This is a genomic window from Xenorhabdus sp. TH1, assembly GCF_037260955.1.
Taxonomy (GTDB): Bacteria; Pseudomonadota; Gammaproteobacteria; order Enterobacterales; family Enterobacteriaceae; genus Xenorhabdus; species Xenorhabdus griffiniae.
The window spans coordinates 2,377,421-2,400,173 of the sequence record NZ_CP147734.1; the positions used below are offsets into that span (position 1 = coordinate 2,377,421).

Consider the following 22,753-nt stretch of genomic DNA (forward strand, 5'->3'; position numbering starts at 1 on the left):
AATTTTCCTTTCAATCAATAAGTTTCTTTTTTAGATGTTAATAACTTATTAAATAAAGGTATAAATAATGTGATTAGCATATTAGTACTTTCGTGCTAATTGTCATCTCATATCTCATTTAACATGATATTATCTATAAATGGATTAACCTTAATCTTTAGATTCGGGAAAATATATGCAGTTATATGGCTTCAATAACCCAATAATCACGGTATACTCTCCCGACTTTATCGATTTAGCTGACACGAATATGCTCCGCGAGGATGCCTGACGCGCCATGACTTTAGACGCTACCCCGATTATCAAATCACTGCTTGATACAGATGCCTATAAGTTTCACATGCAGCAAGCAGTGTACCACCATTACAACAATATTCCTGTTGTTGCAGAATTTCGTTGTCGTGGTGATGAACTACTCGGAGAATACGCCGAGCCATTACGCCATCAAATTGATATGATGGCAGACTTAGCATTAACAGAACGCGAAGTCGATTATCTTTCTCGTCTCCCGTTCTTTAAAGAGGATTACCTGAACTGGTGCAAAACATTTCGTTTTAATCCTAAACAAGTCGACGTTTCTGTTACCCATGAAGGGCAATTAACTATCCGCATTTCCGGTTTATGGCACGAAGTTATCTTGTGGGAAGTCCCCCTGCTTGCCCTGATCAGCGAATTGGTCCATCGTCATCGCTCACCTGAAATAACACCTGAAGATGCCGTTATTCAGCTGAGAAAATTGATTGAGCTGTTTTACAAAGACGCTGCAGAAAAAAATATCGATCTATCTGGTTTTAAATTAATGGATTTTGGTACTCGCCGTCGTTTTTCATACGCAGTGCAATATGCCATTATCAATGAGCTAAAAAATAACTTCCCTTATTTGATTGGAAGTAGTAATTATCAACTGGCAGAACAGCTTAATCTTTCGCCTCTCGGTACACAAGCCCATGAATGGTTCCAGGCTCACCAGCAAATTAGTCCAGAACTTGCCAATAGCCAGAGAGCAGCACTGCAAACCTGGCTGAACGAATATCCAAATCAATTGGGCATCGCCCTGACTGACTGTATTACCATGGACGCTTTTCTGCGAGATTTCGATAAATCGTTGGCAACGGCTTACCAAGGCTTGCGTCATGACTCAGGTGATCCTATTGAATGGGGTGAAAAAGCCATAGCTCACTATCAATCACTCGATATTGATCCCATGACGAAAACATTAGTGTTTTCCGACAGCTTAGATCTGCAAAAAGCATTAACACTGTATCATCACTTCCATAAGAGAATTAATGTCGTTTTCGGTATTGGCACACGACTAACCTGTAATATTCCGGGTATAAAGCCACTGAATATTGTGATCAAATTGGTGGAATGTAATGGTAAACCCGTAGCAAAACTTTCTGATAGCCCCGGAAAAACCATTTGTGAAGATGATGAATTTGTCAATAGGTTACGTCGGGCGTTTGACCTTCCCTATATAGAGAAGGTGGTATAGAAAAAACGGCATAACTGGCTAATTATCTTTTGCGTAACCAGCTTTATGCTGGTTACAGCAACTTTTCCCTCTGTTTCCTCATTAAGACCCGAAATTTCCTCTTGTTTCCTGAGAGATGACAAGTAAGATAGAAGATCAGCTCCCTAATTAAGGGAGTATTTGGTAAATCTATCTAGTTATTAATTCACTATATAAAAGAGAGAAATTTATGAGCGTAGCGCCTGTAGTCAATGTACTGCAAGGCCGGGTTCCGGTTGACAACGAAGTCACCGTTCGCGGTTGGATACGTACAAGGAGAGATTCTAAAGCTGGTATCTCATTCCTCGCCGTCTATGACGGTTCCTGCTTTAATCCATTACAGGCCGTCGTTAATAATAATTTACCTAATTATCAGGATGAAATATTACATTTAACCACGGGTTGTTCTGTCGAAATCACCGGTACAGTGGTGGAATCGCAAGGTAAAGGTCAGGATTTTGAATTGCAGGCCACTAAAGTTGTTGTTGTTGGCATGGTTGATGATCCAGATACTTACCCAATGGCGGCTAAACGCCACAGTATTGAATACCTGCGTGAAGTAGCTCATCTTCGCCCACGCACCAATTTGATCGGCGCAGTGGCTCGTGTTCGCCATACACTAGCCCAAGCCCTACATCGTTTCTTCCATGAAAAAGGCTTCTTCTGGGTATCCTCGCCGCTTATCACCGCATCAGATACAGAAGGCGCTGGCGAAATGTTCCGCGTTTCTACTTTGGATTTGCAAAACTTGCCACGCACGGATAAAGGCGAAGTGGATTTCAGCCAAGATTTCTTCGGCCGTGAAGCTTTCCTTACTGTATCCGGTCAGTTAAACGGTGAAGCTTATGCTTGTGCATTGAGCAAAATCTATACCTTCGGACCCACTTTCCGTGCAGAAAACTCCAATACTAGCCGTCATTTGGCAGAGTTTTGGATGGTTGAACCAGAAGTGGCTTTTGCTGATCTGAATGATATTGCCAAGCTCTCTGAAGACATGCTGAAATATGTTTTCAAGGCCGCATTAGAAGAGCGTGCTGATGATCTGGCTTTCTTTGCAGAACGAGTTGACAGCGAAGTTATCACCCGTCTGAAAAAATTTGTTGATTCAGATTTCGTTCAGTTGGACTACACCGACGCGATAGAAATTCTGGAAAATTGTGGTCAGCAATTTGAAAACCCTGTTTTCTGGGGTGTGGATTTGGCATCAGAGCATGAACGCTATCTGGCAGAAAAACATTTCAACGCGCCAGTGATCATGAAAAACTATCCAAAAGACATTAAAGCCTTCTATATGCGCATGAATGATGATGGTAAAACTGTTGCAGCGATGGATGTGTTGGCTCCAGGCATCGGTGAAATCATTGGTGGTTCCCAGCGTGAAGAGCGTCTGGATAGGTTGGATCAGCGTATGGAAGAGATGGGACTGAATAAAGAAGATTATTGGTGGTATCGTGATCTGCGCCGCTACGGCACTGTTCCTCATGCTGGTTTCGGTTTGGGCTTCGAACGTCTGGTCGCTTATGTTACTGGCGTTTCCAACGTTCGTGATGTTATCCCGTTCCCACGGACACCAAGAAACGCAAGTTTCTAACGAATACGCTTAATAAATAAGCTAAAAACCAATCCTTTAAAAAGCCAGCGAAAGTTGGCTTTTTTTGTTTATGTCGAAAAGCACCCGAAAAAAGTTCCCTGATATTTACATTTTGAAACATCTATTTTCATTTTATTACTGATTCTGTACTTTTGTAGCACTTTGAGGGTAGATAAAATTCATTACCAATGGAACACTGATCGCCGACTAATAAGACACTCGATACCCGCAAATAGTTCCAAAATTTTTTAGTGTTCTATTTCTGGCAGTGGCAGGTGTCTAGATAACACCAATGAGGGTAATAATAATGAAACGCAATATTCTTGCAGTGGTAATCCCAGCTTTGCTGGTTGCTGGTACAGCAAACGCAGCTGAAATCTTTAACAAAGATGGCAATAAACTGGATTTGTACGGTAAAGTGGACGTTCGTCATCAGATCGCAGACAAAAAAAGCGGTGAAGACGGCGATGATTCCTACGTACGTCTCGGCATTAAAGGCGAAACCCAAATCTCTGATCAACTGACTGGTTTCGGTCGTTGGGAATACAACATCCAATCTAATCGCGCAGAAGGTAAAGACGAAACAACCAAAACCCGTTTAGCTTTCGCTGGTTTGAAATTCGCTAACTACGGTTCACTGGATTACGGCCGTAACTACGGCATAAACTACGATATCAACGTATGGACTGACGTGCTGCCAATTTTCGGTGCTGATTCCATGGCTCAGAATGACAACTACATGACTGCTCGTGCTACTGGCCTGTTGACCTACCGTAATAGCGACTTCTTCGGCCTGGTTGATGGCTTGAACTTTGCCCTGCAATACCAAGGTCAAAATAGTGATCGTACTAAGAATAATCGCCCTTATGCTAATGCAAACGGTGATGGCTATGGTTTCGCCACTACCTACGACGTAGGTTATGGTATCACTGTTGGTGGTACTTACGCGAATTCGGCTCGTGCAAATAATCAGCAAAATGATGGCGCTGCTAAGGGTGAACGTGCTGAAGCATGGAACGTCGGTGCTAAATACGATGCTAACAACGTATACTTGGCTGCATTGTACGGCGAAACCCGTAATATGACTAACTTCACTGTTCCTGGTAATCAACCTATAAGAGAACGCACTTATACTGCAAACAAAACTCAGAATATTGAGTTAGTTGCGCAATACTTGTTCTCTGACTTGGGCCTGAAACCAGCCGTAGCTTATGTTCAGTCTAAAGGTAAAGATCTGGGTGAAGGTGAGAGACGCTATACCAGAGATCTGGTTAAATATGTTTCTTTAAATACTTCTTACTACTTTAACAAAAACTTCTCTACCTATGTTGTTTACAAAATCAACTTGCTGGACAAGAACAAAGGCGGAGACTCAAACGCTCGCAACGTACTTGGTGTTGGCCTGACTTATCAGTTCTAATTACTGTTGATAAATTATTTAGCGAAACGTTAATCGATTTATCCCAGGAAAAGCAGCGCATCAGCGCTGCTTTTTACATTTTACCTCCCTGTTTTTTCAGGCTCTTTTTTTCACTCCGTAAACTACTTCACAAGATTTTATTCTTTTTGCTACAAGTAGTTGGCAAATAGATTTCTTAAGGTTACCCTGAGCAGCGTACCACTTATTTTGGGCTTAACTCTCCGAGTCTTGGAATCAAAAAAATGTTTGAAAAAATCACAGCAGCGCCTGCCGACCCGATTCTTGGTTTAGCGGATAGCTTTAAAGCAGATCCCCGTGAAAATAAAATTAACTTGGGTATCGGCGTCTACAAAGACGAAACGGGTAAAACTCCTGTTCTAACTACTGTTAAAAAAGCAGAAAAGTTCCTGCTGGAAAACGAAACTACCAAAAATTATCTGGCAATTAGTGGATTACCTGAATTTGGCCGCGTCACTCAAGAACTGCTTTTCGGCAAAAACAGCCCTATCGTCACTGACAAACGCGCCCGTACTGTACAAAGCCCCGGCGGAACGGGTGCACTGCGTATTGCCGCTGACTTTATTGCTAAGCAGACCAATGCAAAACGTGTCTGGATCAGCAACCCAACCTGGCCAAACCACAAAGGCGTTTTCTCCAGTGCTGGCTTGGAGATCCGCGAATACAACTATTACGATGCAGAAAGTCATGCCTTAGATTTCGAAGGCATGTTGGCAAGTTTGTCTGAAGCACAAGCAGGTGATGTTGTTCTGCTGCATGGCTGCTGCCATAACCCAACGGGTATTGATCCAACCGCTGAACAGTGGCAGAAACTGGCAGATTTATCTGCTGCAAATGGCTGGCTGCCCGTATTCGACTTTGCTTACCAGGGTTTTGCCAAAGGGTTGGATGAAGATGCAGAAGGCCTGCGTATTTTCACCAGAAACCACAATGAGCTAATCGTTGCCAGCTCTTATTCCAAAAACTTTGGGTTATACAATGAGCGTGTTGGTGCCTGCACCATCGTTGCAACAGACAGCGATACCGCAGAAAAGGCATTCAGCCAGGCAAAATCCATTGTGCGTACCAACTACTCTAACCCACCGGCGCACGGTGCTTCTGTTGTGACGACCATTCTGTCCAATGATGATCTGAAAGCAGAATGGATTCAGGAATTGGCAACCATGCGTGAACGCATTCAGCGTATGCGCCAACTGTTTGTGAATACCTTGCAAGAAAAAGGCGCGAAGCAAGACTTTAGCTTTATTAGTACACAAAATGGTATGTTCTCATTCAGTGGATTGACTAAAGAGCAAGTTGATCGCCTGCGTGAAGAGTATGGTATTTATGCGGTTAGCTCTGGCCGAATCAACGTAGCGGGTTTGACACTGGAAAATATGGTTCCTCTGTGTGAAGCTATCGTTGCAATACTCTGAGTTTCTCAAAAGCCGCTGACAAAGCGGCTTTTATCTTCTTTACATCATCTTATACGGCAAGAAAGACGTTTGCGATTAATCCTGTAAAAATGGATTGGTTTTTCGCTCATATCCTAATGTTGACATTGGACCGTGACCGGGTATGAATTGATACTCGTCCCCCAATGGCAATACTTTTTCCTTAATAGATTGAATCAATTCATCATAGTTTCCGCCCGGAAAATCCGTGCGACCAATACTGCCCTTAAACAATACATCCCCCATTGAGATGATTTTGTCGGTGTGGTTAGCAAGGATAATATGCCCCGGTGTATGCCCCGGACAGTGCAAAACGGATAACTCAATCCTGCCAATTTTTAGTGTATCCCCTTCATCTAGCCAACGATCGGGCGTAAAAGAGGGGCATGGTTCAACACCAAACATTTGACATTGAATTTCCAAGCCTTTTATCCAAAAAGCATCCCCCTTATGTGGCCCGTAAACAGGCACATCAAAATGCTGCGCGACTTCGACAGTAGCACCAACATGATCATAGTGACCATGTGTCAGCAAAATTTGGGTGATTTTCAGCCCACGTCGCTCTATTTCAGCGATAAGTTGTTCAGCATTACCGCCAGGATCAACAATTGCCGCTTCCTGAGTTTCTTCACACCAAATCAATGTACAATTTTGCATCGCCATCGTAACGGGGATAATGTGGTATTTCATTATACTGTTTCACTCCACAATCAAGACTCATTGTTGGTAATAAGATTACCACGTCCTGACCGGGCCTGTATCAATATGAATAAAATTACTCTTTGGATAAAACCCTACTCCCCCTGCCCGCATTTTCAATGCCGCCTTACGAATATGCGTAAGCTGAACACCATCAATGTGAAAATCCATGGCTTGTCCACGGGTATGATAACTGTGTTTTGCCACGCCACCACTGGTGTGACGCAACATATTATTTGTTGCCAAAGAACGATAACCCGAAACTAATTGAACATGTTTATTTATTCCCATCAGCATTTGCAATAAATAAATTTGATCAAATAATTTCGGATCAATGGTTTTAACCTTATTTTGCCGAAAATCGCGGAATAAATAATTCAGGCGGGCTAGTTCTGATTTATTATACCGATGACCATCAAAGAATTCGGCTTTGAGTGTTTCTCCGGTATGCAAGTTATCAAAACGTAAAATTCGAGGACGTGGCGTTGTCAATGCAGCCAAAACCGATTGAGGTAATAAACCTAATCCCAATGCGGCCACACTTATACCGAGCCACTTTCGGCGATCGTGGTCAATGTTATTCATGGATAATATGCCCTGCTATTCTTTAATATATTAATACTGTCTAAATGTATTTATAACTCAACTTAATCGACTAATAAGACATCATAAAATAAAAGATAGTTTCAATTATTTTTGTATTTTACTGTAAATTTACCACCTTATTATTGTGATCTACCTAACATAATTAAAATCACATTAAATTTATTGTCAACTACAAAATCACTCATTAAAAATGAACCATAGTAAAAAATACTTTAAAAATAATAAGTAATAAAGAATAACAGAGAAGAAAATATTATTTTCTTCTCTGTTTATACGCATTAAACTTCAAGCTGCAATTTACAACACGATATGAAACCTGATTTCTCCCCGCTTCGCGGGGAGAAATTACATGCATCTTGAAGTGAGATTGGTATATATAAATATCAACGCCAATTTTATTGCTTTAATTCTCATTGGTAACAGAAGAAGTTATAAATCATTTCTGGCTACTAAAATCTTGTAAAGTGACTCTGAATGCTGTCTTGCATTCATATCATAATCATAGATATCATCTCGGTATTGTGGTTTCCCTCCTTCATCAACCCACGCAGTTTGATAATAGAGGAAAACCGGGATTTTTTTGGGAATATTAACATATTTTGTTGACCATGTTTTCAATGAACTATTAACTTTAGTTTTATCCCAACCTGCGTCTCCCAACAACATATTAGCCAATTCAGAAGCCTTATTGACTCGTACGCAACCAGAACTAACAGCCCGCATTTCTCGGCTGAAAGCAGCTTGATTAGGTGTATCATGCAAATAAATAGCTTCTGAATTTGGCATATTGAATTTAAAACGCCCTAAAGAATTAGTTGGGCCTGGTGCTTGCCTGATACGATACGGGAAATTGCTCGGTGTTATTACGCCCCAGTTAATCGATGAAGGATCGACAATTTTGGCATCATTGCTCCAACTGGAAAAAATCGTATAACCACGCGTACGAAAATAACCAGGGTCACGCATTGCCCTTGGTGCAATATCTTTTCTAGTCATGCTGGTTGGGACATTCCACGGAGGATTGATTACCACATTATTTAATTCACTACTCATGATAGGTGTTTTTCGACTGGGGCGTCCAACAACCACTTTAGAACTTAGCACTTCTTTACCATCTAAATAATAGAAAAGTGAGTAATTCGGAATATTAACTAAAATACTTGTAGGAATATCTCCAGGAATAATCCGTAGTCGTTGGATATTCAATGCCATAATACGAGCTCGGGTTTGTGGAGTCGTATTTAACCATGCTTTAGTGGATTTACCGATAACCCCATCAGCTGACAATCCGTGCTGAGCTTGAAAATGTTTTACAGCCGCGGTTAATTCTCTATCATAAACTCTATTATCAGATTTGGCAGCAGATAAATCCACTATGTCTGAACGAGCCAATATTTTCCTTAATGCAATGACACTTTCACTACTTTGTCCGGGCCTTAGCGTTCCTTGAAATGAAAACCCAGTCCATGGCCGTTGATCAGCCAATTGGATCATCATCTCCTTACGCATATTTTCATACATAGGATGAGTTGGTGATAAACTCACAATATAAGAAAAAATACTATTTTTATTGATATGTTGTTGCCACGTATTAATTAAATGGGGCGGAGGTAATTCAATTTTATAAGGGGATTGACTATATAACCATGAACTCCCTTTTTTATCGACATTATTAATAAAGTGGAGATAACCTAACATAGCATCAGATAAGATAATATCACGTCCCATTTCACTTAATTCAGGAGTATGAAGTTGTATCAGCCATTTTTCAAATTGAGGCTGAAAACCCGCTAACGATATTTCAACTAATTGATTTTCAAATTGATTAATGGTTTTCTTATCTGACCACAACGGTTGCATTTTATTGTTAGCATATAAAGTTGCTAACTTATCACGAAATATCGGTTTTATTTGTTGTGGCAACCAAATCTGTAATTGCTTTCGACTTTCGTCAATAGAAATCACTGAAGGAATAGGAACTATCTTATCAGTTAAAATAACAGGATCAGCGTCTTTTTGTTCTGCTGGTAATTGCTGCATAACACTCGATGATAATCCATTTTGTTGATTTGCAAAGGTTCCTTCTGATATCACCAATGTGCTACAGATAAAAGAAACTTTCAGTAACCTGACCGTGTTCTTCATCATAAGAGTTCACCTCACCTTATTATGACTCAGCTATCCAATAACTTATTATAATTATCCGCAGATCTATTTTATCAGAAAGAATATTGGTAATTATATACATAATTACTATTTAAGATAGTATTTCCACCTAATCAAATGAGATCTCACCAGGTAAAATAAAACCTAATAAAATTTTTATCATAATAATTTAAATTTTAATGACTTAAAAAAAGAAAAGGCACCTTTAGTGCCTTTAATTAAAGTATATTGTGTTGAATTTTAAGATTAATACTCAGAATTAATGACAACTTCTTCTCCAAAGCGACCCGCTTTAGGCAGGGGCTGATAAGACGAGTTTGATGCTCTCAGAATGCGGATCCCACGAATATTCAATGCGCGAGCGGCAGCAATATCAGTATCTGCATCGCCATAATAAATCTTCAAGTTATGCTCTTTCATCCAACGAATTTTGTTATTTTTACCTGGTTCATCACCCGTAAAAATAACGGCATTCATTTTATCGGCTGGAATATGTAAGTCTTCCTGTAAGTATTTAGTCACCGCCTCTGTCTTAGTTTTTGTACGTGCAGTAATGAAATAAATATTATCACCCCGCTTTAAGTGCATCTGAACCAATTCAATACCGATCTTTTTGGGCATACTGAATTTATCCCATTCATTATTCATTTTTTCCCAAAATGCCGGATTTTTTAGATAACTATTATCATTAGGTGAGTATTCCGATTTACCACGATAAAAACCTGGACTTGAAAACAGTACGGTATCATCGATATCAAAACCTACCGCCATGGCTGGTTGGTTTTGTAGGCTTTGCTTAATCTGCTCTACGGATACCCAATGTACCGCATGACGTTGAGCCAAATCTGCCACAGAAACACCTGAAGCAACTTGCTCAGGCATAAATATTTTTGCTTGTGCCATGCTGTTCAAACCAAAAGCAAGCACAATTGTACTAAATAGCAGGGTAACTTTACGCATCGTTATTCCTTTTTCACATTAGTAGTAACGGTTCGAAATAGTAAACTTTATCACCACATCAAAACGAGACATACCGCACAAGGAGACAAATATCCAAACAAGTTCTATCCCAATTAAGAAAGAGGGCATAATACGCCCCCTTCTTAGAAGAAATATCATTCAATGATAAAGTTATTCTTGCAATACAGGTTGCACCTGTGTTTGTGATTGCCCAGTCACCGGAATATCTTGCCCAAAACCACGCAGCCCAACAACATGCACATGTTCCTGGTTATTGAAAATCTTACGTACCAATTTATAAGTTGTCCCTTTTTCTGGACTGATATTTTCCGGTGCAGCAATAATTAACTGCATATGCAAACGTTCACATAACTCAAACAGCGTTGCAATGGATTTCGCATCTAATCGAGCAGCTTCATCAAGGAACAGCAGTCGGCATGGAGAAATATCTTTACCACGCAGCCGACGTGATTCTTCTTCCCAGCTCTGTACAACCATGACCAGAATGGACATCCCCGTACCAATCGCTTCTCCGGTAGAAAGCGCCCCACTTTCCGCTTTTAGCCAGCCATCCGAACCTCGGTTGACTTCAACTTCCAGCTCAAGGTAATTGCGGTAATCCAGTAATTCTTCACCGATAGTCTGAGGCAAACGCTGTCCTATATCGATTTGCGGGTTCAGGCGCTGATAAAGTTTTGCCATCGCTTCTGAGAAAGTCAGACGCTGGCTGTTGAACAGATCTTGATGCTGTTCCTGCTGTTCAGAAAGCACATCCAACAACAGGGAATGACTTTCACGCACATTCACATTCAGGCGCACACCACCAACCTGTCCAAAAGAAACCGCCTGCAATCCCTGATTCAGCATACGAATGCGATTCTGTTCACGTTGAATGGTTTTGCGAATGATATTTGCCACGCTCTTGGAACTGATTGCCAGTTTCTGCTCACGAGCGGTTAGTTCTTCCGTCAAACGCGCCAATTCAATTTCCATCTGTTCAATGGCATCGACTGGATCATCCGTTCGAATAATATCCTGCCGGATACGTTCACGCAGATGCTGGTAAACCGCCACAAAGAATTGGATCTTACGCTCAGGACGCTTTGGATCTTCGGATAAACGCAACGCATCGCGCAGATGTTCATTATCGGCCACAGCCAGACGCAATGCCCCCAGCGCTTTATCCGACATTGAACGCAGCTCATCACCATCCATATAAGCCAGTTCGCGACGATGTAAGCGACGTTCAACGCCATTGTCTTTCACCATACGCATAACGGCACACCAGCCCGCCTTGGAAGAAACCACCTGCTCACGTTTCTGGTAATAATCACGTTCAGATTTACGCAATTTTTTCTGGAGGTTTTCCATTTCCGCTTCACAGAACGCGATCTGTTTCTCAAGCTGGTTAATGCGGGAACGATTAGCATTCACAGCCGCGTGAAGCTGATCACGGCGTTCACGGGCACGGCTTTCGGCGTTAGCATCTGCCTGGACACCAATATCTTTCAGCTCCTGCTCAAGTTCTTTTAACATGTCTTGCTTGGTGTCATAAGAACTTTTCAGTGATGCCAAGACTTGGTTAAATTGCGCACATTGTGCTTGCTGCTGACGCAATTTTTCACGCGCACGTCTACGATCAGATTCTGCGTGTTCAAGGCGTTGGCGCAATTTGTCGTTCAAGTCGGCATTTTCGTTAAGCATACCGGCAGAGTCGCTATAACTGAAATGCGCACGGCGTTGCACTACTTCCGTCAAGGCAAAGGTTTGTTGTTTAGCCTGATTCTGGCTCTGTTTCACGGCCTCATAATCCTTCTGCAACTGCTCATGTTGCTGTGGATCACTTTGCAAAACCGAAACCAACGGTTCAAGTTTAGCCAACGCATTACCGTGTTGTTGCAGGAAACGCGCAGCTTCCTGAGCCTCACTCATTTCTTCACGGACGGTTTCCACGCGCTCAAACAGGGTTTCATCCAACAAAATCGTCATTTGTGGAATCAGGCGATTTAATAGTGACAGGCTCTCTTTCACCTGAACCAGCTTCTGCTGATGTTGCTGAGCCTGGGTTTCAAATTGCGATAACTCACGCTCCAATTCAGTACGACGCTGACTCAGACGACGAATTTCTGCTTCTGGATCATCATCAAACACAACAGAAAGGTGTTTACCGACAAAACGACTGAAAGCCTGATGCGCACGCTGAACTTTCTGCACATCAAACGAAAGTGTCGCGTAGCGTTCTGCCAGTGTATCACGCTCAAGGCTAAGTGCTTCCAGACGACTTTCTCTTGCTGCCCGTCCAAATAATGGAACTTCAGGATAGCGGGAATAACGCCATTGGCGATCGGATGATTTCACCAGAACCGCGTTTTCCTGCTCTTCAAAATGGAAGACGCTGTCATCAAAAGACTGTGGATCTCCCTCAATTAAATAGAGATCTTCCGGGCAATCTTCCAATGTTTCCAGATGTGGACGAAGTAGTGAGAGATCAGGTACGACAATTGCGTGACGTGCAGGACCATACAGTGCGGAGAAATAAGGTGCGTCGTCAATGGTAATGTCGTCATAAATTTCAGACAATAAAACACCACCAAAACGCTCTGCCAATGCGAGCAATCGGCTATCTTCGGCACCACTTGGTTGGCTCAAACGTTCAATCTGTTTTTCCAGTTCGCGTTTCTGTGCCGCAATATCATCACGTTCGACTGTAATTTCACGCTCTTGCTCAAGCAATTGCTGCATATATTCAGTCACATCGTGACTATTTTCGAATGTTTCATTGCATTGTTCACTCAGCTGCTCCAAGGCTTCCTGTGCCGCCAACCACACGGGTGCCCGTACGGTCAGCCCTTGAATTTTTTGCTTGAGCTGTTCAAATTCCTGACGTATTTGAATACGACGTTCACCACTTTCATTGGCGCCCAGGCTCAATTCTTCCAACTGAGCTTCCAGTTCACCCCGTAACGCCTCCAGGTCTTCTGCCTGATGTTGCTGATTATGACGCTTACAAAACTCTTCCAACAAACGTTCTGCATTTTGCTGACTGTTCAGGCGTTGTTCCAGTTCGGCCAATTGGATACGTAAAGGTTGGACGCGCTCAGCCAGATGACGCTGGGATGGCCATTCACGCAATGCTTCACGAGCAGCTTGCCAGGCTTCACTACGGCTCACTTCACCAATAATACTTTTTACCAGTTGGTAAGCCTGCTCAAACTGACTATGCGCTGCGTCAGCAACGCTCAATTTCTGTTCCAGCGCCAGCAACGTCTCTGTCGCTTGCTGCGCTTTGGCCTGATAGGTTTCCTGCCATTCGTCGGCATTTTCTATCGACAGTTCGGGAAGCTGGCAAAGTTCACGGGCACGCTCTAATGCTTGCAATGCTTGCTGGTATTGAATAGCGCGAGTTTGCTGTACATCCAACGCTTGTTGGTAGTCAGCAAGCTGGCTTTTCAGTTCATCAACTTCTTGTTCTGCCGCTTCACATGTGGCTTCATATTCCGCCTGAAGATCTCTCGCCTCTTCTACAACTTCGCCCTGCTCTTCCAGTCGGTAGATCAGCTCTTCAATATCAGATTGGTAGCGATCGATTTTTTCCTGCTGACGCATCGCTGTTTGAACCAGATTCAGGTGATCACTGGCCGCCTGATAATCCATTTCTAAATCAGAAGAGGCTCCGCTTTGTTCCGCCAGCTCCCGCGCCATTTCAACATGGCGATATCGTTCAGCGACCAGTTGGCGGCGGCTGCCAAATAATTCACTGCGCAAAGCCAGTGCCTCATCCAGATGAACGCGGCGTTCGTTGGCATGACGCATATAGTCAGCAGACACATAAGCCGTAGCTTCTGTGATAAGGTGCTTGAAAAGATCACGGTCGGATTGGGTGACACGGATAGCTTCCAACGTAATGCGATTTTCACGCAATGCGGCTTCCATATCCTGAAATGCTTTTCTGACGCCGCTGTTTTCCGGTAACAAGTAATCACGCAATGAGCGGGTAATCGCACTGGAAATTCCGCCATATAATGATGCTTCTATCAGACGATAAAACTTGCTGCGGTCACTCGCTGAACGCAAACGTTTTGGGATCACACCCAAATCAAACATCAGGGCGTGGTAATCGGTAATCGAGTTAAATTGTTTGAACTGAACGCCTTCCATCTTATCAAGGCGTTCCTTTAGTTCATTTAACGACAGCACCCGCGCCTGACGTTCGTTGATATTGTCAGTCAATAACTGCGTTGGCTGAATCGACGCAGGAACGCCCTGAATCATAAAGGGTTTAATATCAACTTTTCGATCACGTCCTGCGACTTGTTGTAAACGGACTCCGGTGATAATCCGTTGATGGCGTGAATTAACCACGTCCAGCGTGGAGTAGCAAACACCTGCCCGTAACTTACCGTGCAACCCTTTATCACGTGAACCTGAAGTTGCCCCCGCTTCTGTCGTATTGCGGAAATGGAGCAATGTTAAATCAGGGATCAATGCAGTGACAAAGGCTGCCATCGTGGTTGATTTACCAGCACCATTACCGCCGGATAACGTTGTCACAAGTTCGTCAAGATCAAACGTTCTGGCAAAAAAACCATTCCAATTAACTAACGTCAGTGAGCGAAATTTACCGCGTTCAATCATGACTGCTCATCCTCCGTACCTTCTGCTGAATGCCCTGATGCTTCTTCATGTTCATTATCTTCCTGCGATGTTTCCCTTTCTACTGGCATGGCTTCACCATCACGGATCATCCGCAATTGTGCCTCGCGTGGGTCATCACCGCTGCGTACATCTGCGCCGAAGCGAAATACCGCTTCAGTAATCGTAAATTTATTACTGTCGTTTTGCAGGAAATAAACCATACCCAGACGGCGTAAGCGGTTTAAAGCTGTACGCGCTTTTTCCTGCAATTTCTGTTTGTCCAGATCTGAACCAGTCGAACGTTGGTTCACTAATTTCACCAGCTTATTTTCGTCTGCCAATGACAATAATTCTTCGTACAGTTCCTGAAAGGTAAATATCCCCTGATTGGACAGGCGCTCTGGGCTAAGGTAAAGGTAACATAGGATTTTACCTACCATCATATCCAATTCAGACAGCACAGAGCGCGGGATCAGCGTCGTCGAACGGGGACGCAGGTAGAAAAAACCTTCTGGTGCACGGATTAACTCGACGTTATAACGCGCATAAAACATTTCCAACTCTTCCTGAAAATCCATCAGAAAAGCATGATTATCAAGATCATCCAGACTAATATGGCGCCCTGCGCGCAGTTGGCTGTCTAATTCAGGGAAAAGTGTATTGGATAATGCCTGAGCCAGTTTTACTGGCATAAGTTGTTCAATATGTGTCGATGACATGTGCCTGTACCTTGGCTCCGTAATCATTAATCGCTAACCATTCCGCCGGTAAACCAGAGAAATCCGCTTCTGCAACCCCCAACCTGACTGCTTGATCCACCAAGATACGTGCCACATCAAAATGACGTTTACGTGGATACTGGACAAGGTAGTCGCGCAGTACAGCTCCCAAATCCAGAGGAAGTTTTGCCTGCTGGTAAACCACCAGCGCCTGCTCTATCATTTCAGCTAATTGTTCATTGATTTCACTAAACTCTTCGTATTCCATTTCTGGCGGTAGCTCTCCCATTACCTCTTCATTACGCAGAGTCAGCTCTTCATCACGCATATCCAGAAAACGTTCTGCGTTAGCGACTGTCAGTGCCCACGGACTGTCAAAATAGCGTTGAATAGATTGACGAAGACGCTGGGCAAAAATGCGGTTTTTATCCATATCAATGGCAGTTCGGATAAATTTGTGAACATGGCGGTCATAACCTATCCACAAATCAATGGCTTGTTGCCCCCAACTGATAATGCGATCCAGTTTGCTTTGCAAATCAAAAACCAGTTTATCGACCAACTCAGAACCGCCGCTGTCCATATTCGCGGCTTGGATGCGTAATAGATTCGCCTGCAATTTATCGCCCGCCGCTTCTAAAGTATCCTGAAGTTCCCGCAACGTGCCGGAGGTTTCAGACAGCAGTTGTTCACAATTAGCGATGGCCGCCTGCCAATCCTGATTGAGTAGTGCGGCGATATCAGTTTTTACGCTGTTTTGCTGTTCATCCATCAAGCGCTGGGACATATCGATACTGTCAAAAATTTCAGCGACGGAATATTTGAGAGGAACAAAAACATTGCGGTGCCAATGTAATTCATCGCCCCCTTCTTCGGCTGCCTCTGCTGCCCGATGCAATTCGTTAGCAACGATAGATAACTGCATAGAAAGACGCAACGTGGAGAATTCACGCTGGCGGATGTAATAATCACTGATACCAATTCCCAGTGGAGTCAGGCGATAAATGGCATTGCCATCCGCTAATTCACTGGTAAAACGGTTAAGTAACTTCTGGCGAACCATATCGTTAATGGCATTATTCGCCCTGACAGATACCGTTTCTGAAGTCTGCTCAAAACCTTTACAGACTTCACGAAAGGCATCCACCAGCTCCCCTTCACTCATTTCACCATCAAGCCGTTCACTGTTTAATACGGCAATAGCCAACAAAAAAACCAACCGTTCTGGTGGCAACGAAATTGAAAAATCGTTTTTTCTGGCCCAAGACACAAGTTCAGGAACCGACTGGGAATATTCACTCATAATTCGCTCTTTAAGGTAGGCTTGCGTGCCATCACATGAATATAACGCCCCAGGCTGATATAAGGTTCCTGTCTGCAATAACGCTGTTCAAGTTCAAGCAACGCTGGAAAATCTGTGTCTTGTAATTGACGACTTTGCAGGTAATCATGAAAAACTCTCACACCTGTTTTACCTGTTATTTCCATCTTAAATTCAGTTAGCCATTGATATACCTGTTCTGGTATTAATGGATTTTGTGGTGATAGAGAACGTTTTCGACGACGCTGAATATTAGGCGTCGCCAAATGAAAATTACCCAAGATGGCGTTACGCATGACCAACCCATTTGCATTATAAAACATTAATGAAAGTGCACCACCGGGCGTTATCATCTCTTCCAATGTTTCTATTACATCTTTTTGGTCGGTGATCCATTCCAAGACAGCATGAAATAAAATCAGATCAACGGGCTGTTTAATATGCTGGTGAATTTCCTGTACCGGGCTTTGGATAAATTGCATCTGATCGAGAACATCCCGCTCTTCAGCGTTATGTTTCGCTCTCTGAATCATCTCCTTTGATAAATCACAAAGTATGACCTGATGTCCCAATTCAGCTAATTGGCAGGCCATATTACCTTCACCGCCCCCTGCATCCAAAATGCGCAAAGGACGTTGAGGCAAATGATTCAGCAATTCGTTAATATCCTGCCAGACAACGGCTTGCCTGATTTTACCTTTGGTTGTGCCGTAAATATTACGCGAAAATTTGTCTGCAATATCATCGAAATTGCGATCCCGCATGAAAAGCCGCCTCATTTATAAGCTAAGTTTAATTTATCTATTGAGTAATGATGTTATCTACTGCTATTTTTACTACTGTTATTTTGGCACAGTAATCATTTAATTAACTACTTTTAGCCTTAAACTCGCCCTCATAAGATTATAGTTTAACCAACTCAAGGCCAATCAATGTTATTTCTGTTAAAAAAATATATCGGCTCGCTATTAATGCCTTTGCCGTTGATTATTATTGTCTCTTTTGCCGCCCTGCTATTACTATGGTTTACCCGTTGGCAAAAAACAGGGAAAGCCATTTTATCACTCAGTTGGTTGACATTACTTTTATTTAGTTTACAACCTATTGCGGATAAACTCTTACTCCCTGTCGAGGGAAAATATGTTCAGCGCTATGAACCAGACACAACACCTACCACTCCCATAAAATATATTGTGGTTCTTGGCGGCGGTTTTACTTATAACCCCCACTGGGCTCCCAGCGCCAATCTTATTAGTAACAGCTTGCCCAGAGTGACGGAGGGGATTCGGTTATATCGTCTCAATCCTGGCGCTAAAATGATTTTTACTGGCGGTAAAGGCGTTAATGTCATTAGCAGTGCCGAAATTGCTGCTATGGTAGCACAATCTCTGGGAATTCCTGTAGAAGACACGATAGCATTAAAAAAACCCTTAGATACAGAAGAAGAAGCTGCTGAAGTTGAAAAAATCGTCGGACAACAACCTTTCATTCTTGTCACTTCTGCCAACCATATGGAACGATCTCTCAAGTTTTTTGCACAACGAGGCCTGCATCCCATTGCGGGTCCTGCCAATCAATTAGCCGTTACAACACCTCTATATTCGTGGGAAAAATACCTTCCTTCTTCCTACTATTTATCACACACTGAGCGTGCCTGGTATGAGACATTAGGCCACATCTGGCAGGCTATTAAACCGGTAAGTCAGGATATACGTATTGAACAATCAAAAGACCTTCAACCAAAAGAGGGTGAGAAATAACATCAGAATGAGCAGTGAAGTGTGACGAAAAAAGAGAATGCCGTATAAACGTTACGGCATTCTCTTTTAAATTTCACCCGATTTCAGACAAGAAGATCAGAGTGTGGCAAAAACTTTTCTGACGGCTTGTAGATCTTCCGGTGTATCAACCCCTGTACCAGGCGCTTGTAGGGCTTTTGCTACATGGATCTTTTCACCGTACCAAAGCACCCTTAATTGTTCGAGCATTTCGATACTTTCCAAGGGGCTTGGCGACCACTGGATATAACGTCGAATAAACCCCGCCCGATACGCATAAATTCCAATATGGCGCAGGAAATGCTCTCCAATAGACTCTGTTGACTGCATAAAGCGATCACGTTCCCATGGGATCGTAGCGCGAGAAAAATAGAGGGCATAACCTTGCGAATCCATCACAACTTTGACAGCATTGGGATTAAATGCCTCTTCTGCATCCTGGATCTGCACGGCAAGTGTTGCCATTCCTGCATCGCTGTCAGCTAAATTATCAGCCACTTGTTTGATGATCTGTTCTGGGATAAGGGGTTCATCACCCTGAACATTCACAATAATTTCATCATCAGCGAATTGGTATTTATCGATAACCTCAGCCAAACGCTCTGTACCTGAATGGTGATTTTCACGTGTCATGCAAGCCTCACCGCCTGCGGCAATGACTGCATTAAACACTTCTTGATGATCCGTTGCCACAATAACCCGATCAGCACCAGAACGGACAGCCCGTTCCATCACACGCACAACCATTGGCTTACCATGAATATCAGCCAATGGTTTTCCAGGTAAACGGGTTGAGGAAAAACGTGCCGGAATGATAACGGTAAACATGGGTTATTGATTTTCCTCTGTAGGCAAGACACGTGCTTCATTCTCTAGCAACACAGGAATGCCATCACGGAAGGGAAAAGCGAGACGATCAAACTTACAAATCAGTTCAAAGTTTTCTTTATCATAACTGAGCTTGCCATGACATAGCGGACAAGCAATGATTTCGAGTAAACGGTGATCCATATATCCCCCATCAAATTTAATGTGGCTCAGAATACCATAAGCAATGTATCACCGTTAACTTTGTTGCTTTGTTTAATTTACCTTATTTTGCTTAGTATGGTGAGGTGAGAATAGCCTGACATTATTGGTGAGTATTTAATGCTGGCAGTAAAGCACAGATATCATTCAACACCTTTTGCCCTTTTTCCTCGGGCAATTCAGCGTGTACAGGCAAATACCACCAGTTAGGTTGGGCAAATTGGAAACATTTAACCGCATCTTTTTCTGTCATCAATAAATTTTGATCACTATTTGCCAGGGCCAATAGTTGAGATTTTTCGTACGCCTGATGATCAGCAAAAGCGTATGTTTTCTGTAATTTCGCTCCTAATTGCTGCAATGTTGCAAAAAAACGTGGTGGATGACCAATTCCTGCCATCGCAACACCATTGGAAAGATCAGTCACCTTTCGCGTTTCCCCAGTCAGCAAATTAACCACCAAATCGCCCTTTAGAGTCATTGGTAATTCACCCGATTCGGGTGTTCCACCATTAACAATGATGGCATTGACGCTATTCAAGCGTCCCGCCAGTTCTCGCATAGGGCCAGCAGGCAACCAGCAACCATTGCCAAAACGACGAACGCCATCAATGACGACAATCTCATAATCACGCCGCAAGGCATAATGCTGAAGACCATCATCGGTAATGACGATATCAACCGGAGCATGTGCCAATAATGCCTGAACGGCTTCTGCTCGCTTTGGTGCCACTGCAACAGGTACACCAGTACGACGACGAATTAAAACAGGTTCATCCCCTGCTTGTGCCGTTGTCACTTCATCGGTAACCAATAACGGGTAATGTGCCGATTTCCCGCCATAACCACGCGAAACAACGCCAACCCGATAACCTTTTTGCTGCAACTGTTCAACCAGCCAAATAACAACCGGGGTTTTGCCATTTCCTCCTGCCGTCAAATTACCGACAACCACAACAGGCACTGGTGCTTTCCAGGAGCGGCTCAACCCTAGTTTATAGCTTAAACGCCGCAAGCCACTTATCAGCCCATAAAGGGCTGATAATGGCAATAATACGATGTAAAGCCGCGAGCGGCCTGACCATATGCGTTCAATCATTGGCCAAATTGCATCCTATGTAACTGAGCATATGCCCCATCATGTTGCAATAAAATCGCATGGTTGCCCCTTTCTATGATATTCCCATCTTCAATGACGATAATTTCATCGGCATTTTCAATAGTAGAAAGGCGGTGAGCAATGACCAATGAAGTTCTGTTTTTCTGTAATTCATCTAATGCAGCCTGAATTGCTCGTTCAGATTCTGTATCCAATGCAGAAGTGGCTTCATCCAAAATTAAAATCGGAGAATCACGCAATAAAGCACGGGCAATCGCAATACGCTGACGCTGCCCCCCAGAAAGCAAAACACCATTTTCACCGATCATGGTATCAAGGCCATTATCCAGTTTTTTGATAAAGTCCATTGCATAAGCCATTTCTGCCGCCCGCTCTATCTCTTCGCGGCTAAAGCATCCTTCGCTAGCGTAAGCAATATTATTGGCAACCGTATCATTGAATAGATGGACATTTTGCGATACCAACGCGATTTGGTTACGCAGTGAAGCCAGGGTATATTCACGCAGGTCATGACCGTCTAATACTATCTCGCCTTCATTCACGTCATAAAAACGCGTCATGAGATTGGCAATTGTCGATTTACCTGATCCTGAACGACCCACCAATGCAATCGTCTTTCCCGCTGGGATTGTCATTGAAATATTTTTCAATGCAGGATGATCCTTGGTTGGATAACAGAAAGTAACATGACGGAATTCAATATTGCCTTTTGCCTTTTTGATTTCCAATTTACCTTCGTCTTTTTCCTGCTCCATATCCAGGATAGTAAATAAGGTCTGGCATGCAGCCATACCACGTTGGAATTGGGCATTAACGTTAGTTAATGACTTTAATGGGCGCATCAGGGCAATCATAGATGAAAATACAACAGTGATTTTCCCTGCGGTTAAGGCACCCATAATTTCAGGAAAACTGGCTGCATACAGGATAAATGCCAGTGCAAAGGAAGCAATAAGCTGGATAATCGGATCTGAAATGGAATCAGCAGTGACCATTTTCATACCCTGCTGGCGCATATGGTTGCTGACTTTGTTAAAGCGTTCAGTTTCAACTTTTTGACCACCAAAAATTAAAACTTCTTTATGCCCTTTCAGCATCTGTTCAGCGCTGGTTGTTACCATTCCCATGCTGCTTTGCATATTTTTACTGATATTACGAAAACGCACGGAAACAAGACGAATAACCCCCGCAACTATCGGCGCAATGACGATCAAAATAAGCGAGAGTTCCCAACTGTAATAAAACATCAGTATAAACAGGCCAATAATTGATGCGCCTTCCCTGACAACCGTCACTAATGCACCGGAGGAAGAGGAGGCAACCTGTTCTGAATCGTATGTAATACGGGAAAGCAAAGTCCCCGTGGATTGCTGGTCAAAGAAGGAAACAGGCATTCCCATCATATGATTGAACAGGCGGCGACGCATCTGCATGACCACTTTGCCTGATACCCAAGAGAGACAATAACTCGATATAAAACCAGATATGCCACGCAACAACATCAATCCGATAACAACCAGTGGCATCCACTTCAATACGCCAATGTCTGCCTTGCCAAAACCCTCATCAAGCAAAGGCTTCAACAAGGAAAGCATCAATGTATCACCGGCAGCATTAATGACTAACGCAACCGCCGAGACGATCAGCCCGATTTTAAAAGGAGTGATGATCGGCCACAATCGGCGAAAGGTCTGCCAGGTAGAAAGGTCTTTATCATTCATTAGTGAGTTACCAAAACCAAAAGAAAT

17 protein-coding genes are annotated in these 22,753 nt (G+C 43.1%); 5 read left to right on the forward strand and 12 right to left on the reverse strand.

From position 1 onward, the window contains the following. Positions 1 to 277: 277 nt before the first annotated feature. From pncB to WDV74_RS10490, 4 genes are all read left to right on the forward strand, one after another. On the forward strand, positions 278 to 1,492 hold the full coding sequence (pncB, locus tag WDV74_RS10475) for a nicotinate phosphoribosyltransferase (RefSeq protein WP_338882713.1): 1,215 nt from the start codon (positions 278 to 280) through the stop codon (positions 1,490 to 1,492). A 208-nt stretch (positions 1,493 to 1,700) separates the two neighbouring features. Next, positions 1,701 to 3,101 carry an asparagine--tRNA ligase gene (asnS, locus tag WDV74_RS10480; protein WP_338882714.1) on the forward strand — a complete coding sequence of 467 codons (1,401 nt, stop codon included), beginning with the start codon at positions 1,701 to 1,703 and terminating at the stop codon, positions 3,099 to 3,101. A gap of 307 nt (positions 3,102 to 3,408) precedes the next feature. Continuing rightward, positions 3,409 to 4,521: a porin gene (locus WDV74_RS10485; RefSeq protein WP_338882715.1), complete on the forward strand. Its 1,113-nt coding sequence runs from the start codon at positions 3,409 to 3,411 to the stop codon at positions 4,519 to 4,521. A gap of 242 nt (positions 4,522 to 4,763) precedes the next feature. After that, complete coding sequence (locus tag WDV74_RS10490; protein WP_189759284.1) at positions 4,764 to 5,954, forward strand: amino acid aminotransferase; 1,191 nt, start codon at positions 4,764 to 4,766, stop codon at positions 5,952 to 5,954. A 75-nt stretch (positions 5,955 to 6,029) separates the two neighbouring features. On the opposite strand, the gene WDV74_RS10495 is transcribed toward WDV74_RS10490, so the two are convergent. The 8 genes from WDV74_RS10495 to cmoM all read right to left on the reverse strand — a co-directional run bounded on the left by WDV74_RS10495 (position 6,030) and on the right by cmoM (position 17,842). After that, positions 6,030 to 6,662: an MBL fold metallo-hydrolase gene (locus WDV74_RS10495; RefSeq protein WP_338882716.1), complete on the reverse strand. Its 633-nt coding sequence runs from the start codon at positions 6,660 to 6,662 to the stop codon at positions 6,030 to 6,032. A gap of 45 nt (positions 6,663 to 6,707) precedes the next feature. Continuing rightward, positions 6,708 to 7,256: a YcbK family protein gene (locus WDV74_RS10500; protein WP_273557297.1), complete on the reverse strand. Its 549-nt coding sequence runs from the start codon at positions 7,254 to 7,256 to the stop codon at positions 6,708 to 6,710. A 450-nt stretch (positions 7,257 to 7,706) separates the two neighbouring features. Next, positions 7,707 to 9,425 (reverse strand): L,D-transpeptidase, encoded by a 1,719-nt coding sequence (gene ldtD / locus WDV74_RS10505; RefSeq protein WP_338882717.1) that lies wholly within the window; start codon positions 9,423 to 9,425, stop codon positions 7,707 to 7,709. A 264-nt stretch (positions 9,426 to 9,689) separates the two neighbouring features. Continuing rightward, complete coding sequence (gene aphA / locus WDV74_RS10510; protein ID WP_338882718.1) at positions 9,690 to 10,403, reverse strand: acid phosphatase AphA; 714 nt, start codon at positions 10,401 to 10,403, stop codon at positions 9,690 to 9,692. A 171-nt stretch (positions 10,404 to 10,574) separates the two neighbouring features. Next, positions 10,575 to 15,038: a chromosome partition protein MukB gene (gene mukB, locus WDV74_RS10515; protein ID WP_338882719.1), complete on the reverse strand. Its 4,464-nt coding sequence runs from the start codon at positions 15,036 to 15,038 to the stop codon at positions 10,575 to 10,577. Continuing rightward, the gene (mukE, locus tag WDV74_RS10520; RefSeq protein ID WP_338803156.1) at positions 15,035 to 15,757 is read right to left on the reverse strand and encodes a chromosome partition protein MukE; all 723 of its coding nucleotides are present in this window, start codon (positions 15,755 to 15,757) and stop codon (positions 15,035 to 15,037) included. The genes mukB and mukE overlap by 4 nt, the downstream gene beginning before the upstream one ends. After that, complete coding sequence (gene mukF / locus WDV74_RS10525; RefSeq protein WP_338882720.1) at positions 15,738 to 17,060, reverse strand: chromosome partition protein MukF; 1,323 nt, start codon at positions 17,058 to 17,060, stop codon at positions 15,738 to 15,740. The genes mukE and mukF overlap by 20 nt, the downstream gene beginning before the upstream one ends. Continuing rightward, positions 17,057 to 17,842: a tRNA uridine 5-oxyacetic acid(34) methyltransferase CmoM gene (gene cmoM / locus WDV74_RS10530; RefSeq protein WP_338882721.1), complete on the reverse strand. Its 786-nt coding sequence runs from the start codon at positions 17,840 to 17,842 to the stop codon at positions 17,057 to 17,059. Before cmoM ends, mukF begins: the two co-directional genes overlap by 4 nt. Positions 17,843 to 18,010: 168 nt before the next feature. Between cmoM and elyC the strand changes: the two genes are divergently transcribed. Then, positions 18,011 to 18,838, forward strand: coding sequence for an envelope biogenesis factor ElyC (elyC, locus tag WDV74_RS10535; RefSeq protein WP_338882722.1), 828 nt, complete (start codon positions 18,011 to 18,013; stop codon positions 18,836 to 18,838). Between the two features lie 96 nt (positions 18,839 to 18,934). Here the strand turns inward: elyC and kdsB are convergent, their stop codons facing one another. From kdsB to msbA, 4 genes are all read right to left on the reverse strand, one after another. Then, positions 18,935 to 19,684, reverse strand: coding sequence for a 3-deoxy-manno-octulosonate cytidylyltransferase (gene kdsB / locus WDV74_RS10540; RefSeq protein WP_338882724.1), 750 nt, complete (start codon positions 19,682 to 19,684; stop codon positions 18,935 to 18,937). A 3-nt stretch (positions 19,685 to 19,687) separates the two neighbouring features. Next, positions 19,688 to 19,867: a Trm112 family protein gene (locus WDV74_RS10545; protein ID WP_099133267.1), complete on the reverse strand. Its 180-nt coding sequence runs from the start codon at positions 19,865 to 19,867 to the stop codon at positions 19,688 to 19,690. A gap of 121 nt (positions 19,868 to 19,988) precedes the next feature. After that, positions 19,989 to 20,984, reverse strand: a complete 996-nt coding sequence (lpxK, locus tag WDV74_RS10550; protein WP_338882725.1) for a tetraacyldisaccharide 4'-kinase — start codon at positions 20,982 to 20,984, stop codon at positions 19,989 to 19,991. Further along, complete coding sequence (gene msbA / locus WDV74_RS10555) at positions 20,981 to 22,726, reverse strand: lipid A ABC transporter ATP-binding protein/permease MsbA (protein ID WP_338882726.1); 1,746 nt, start codon at positions 22,724 to 22,726, stop codon at positions 20,981 to 20,983. Before msbA ends, lpxK begins: the two co-directional genes overlap by 4 nt. Positions 22,727 to 22,753: the final 27 nt, after the last annotated feature.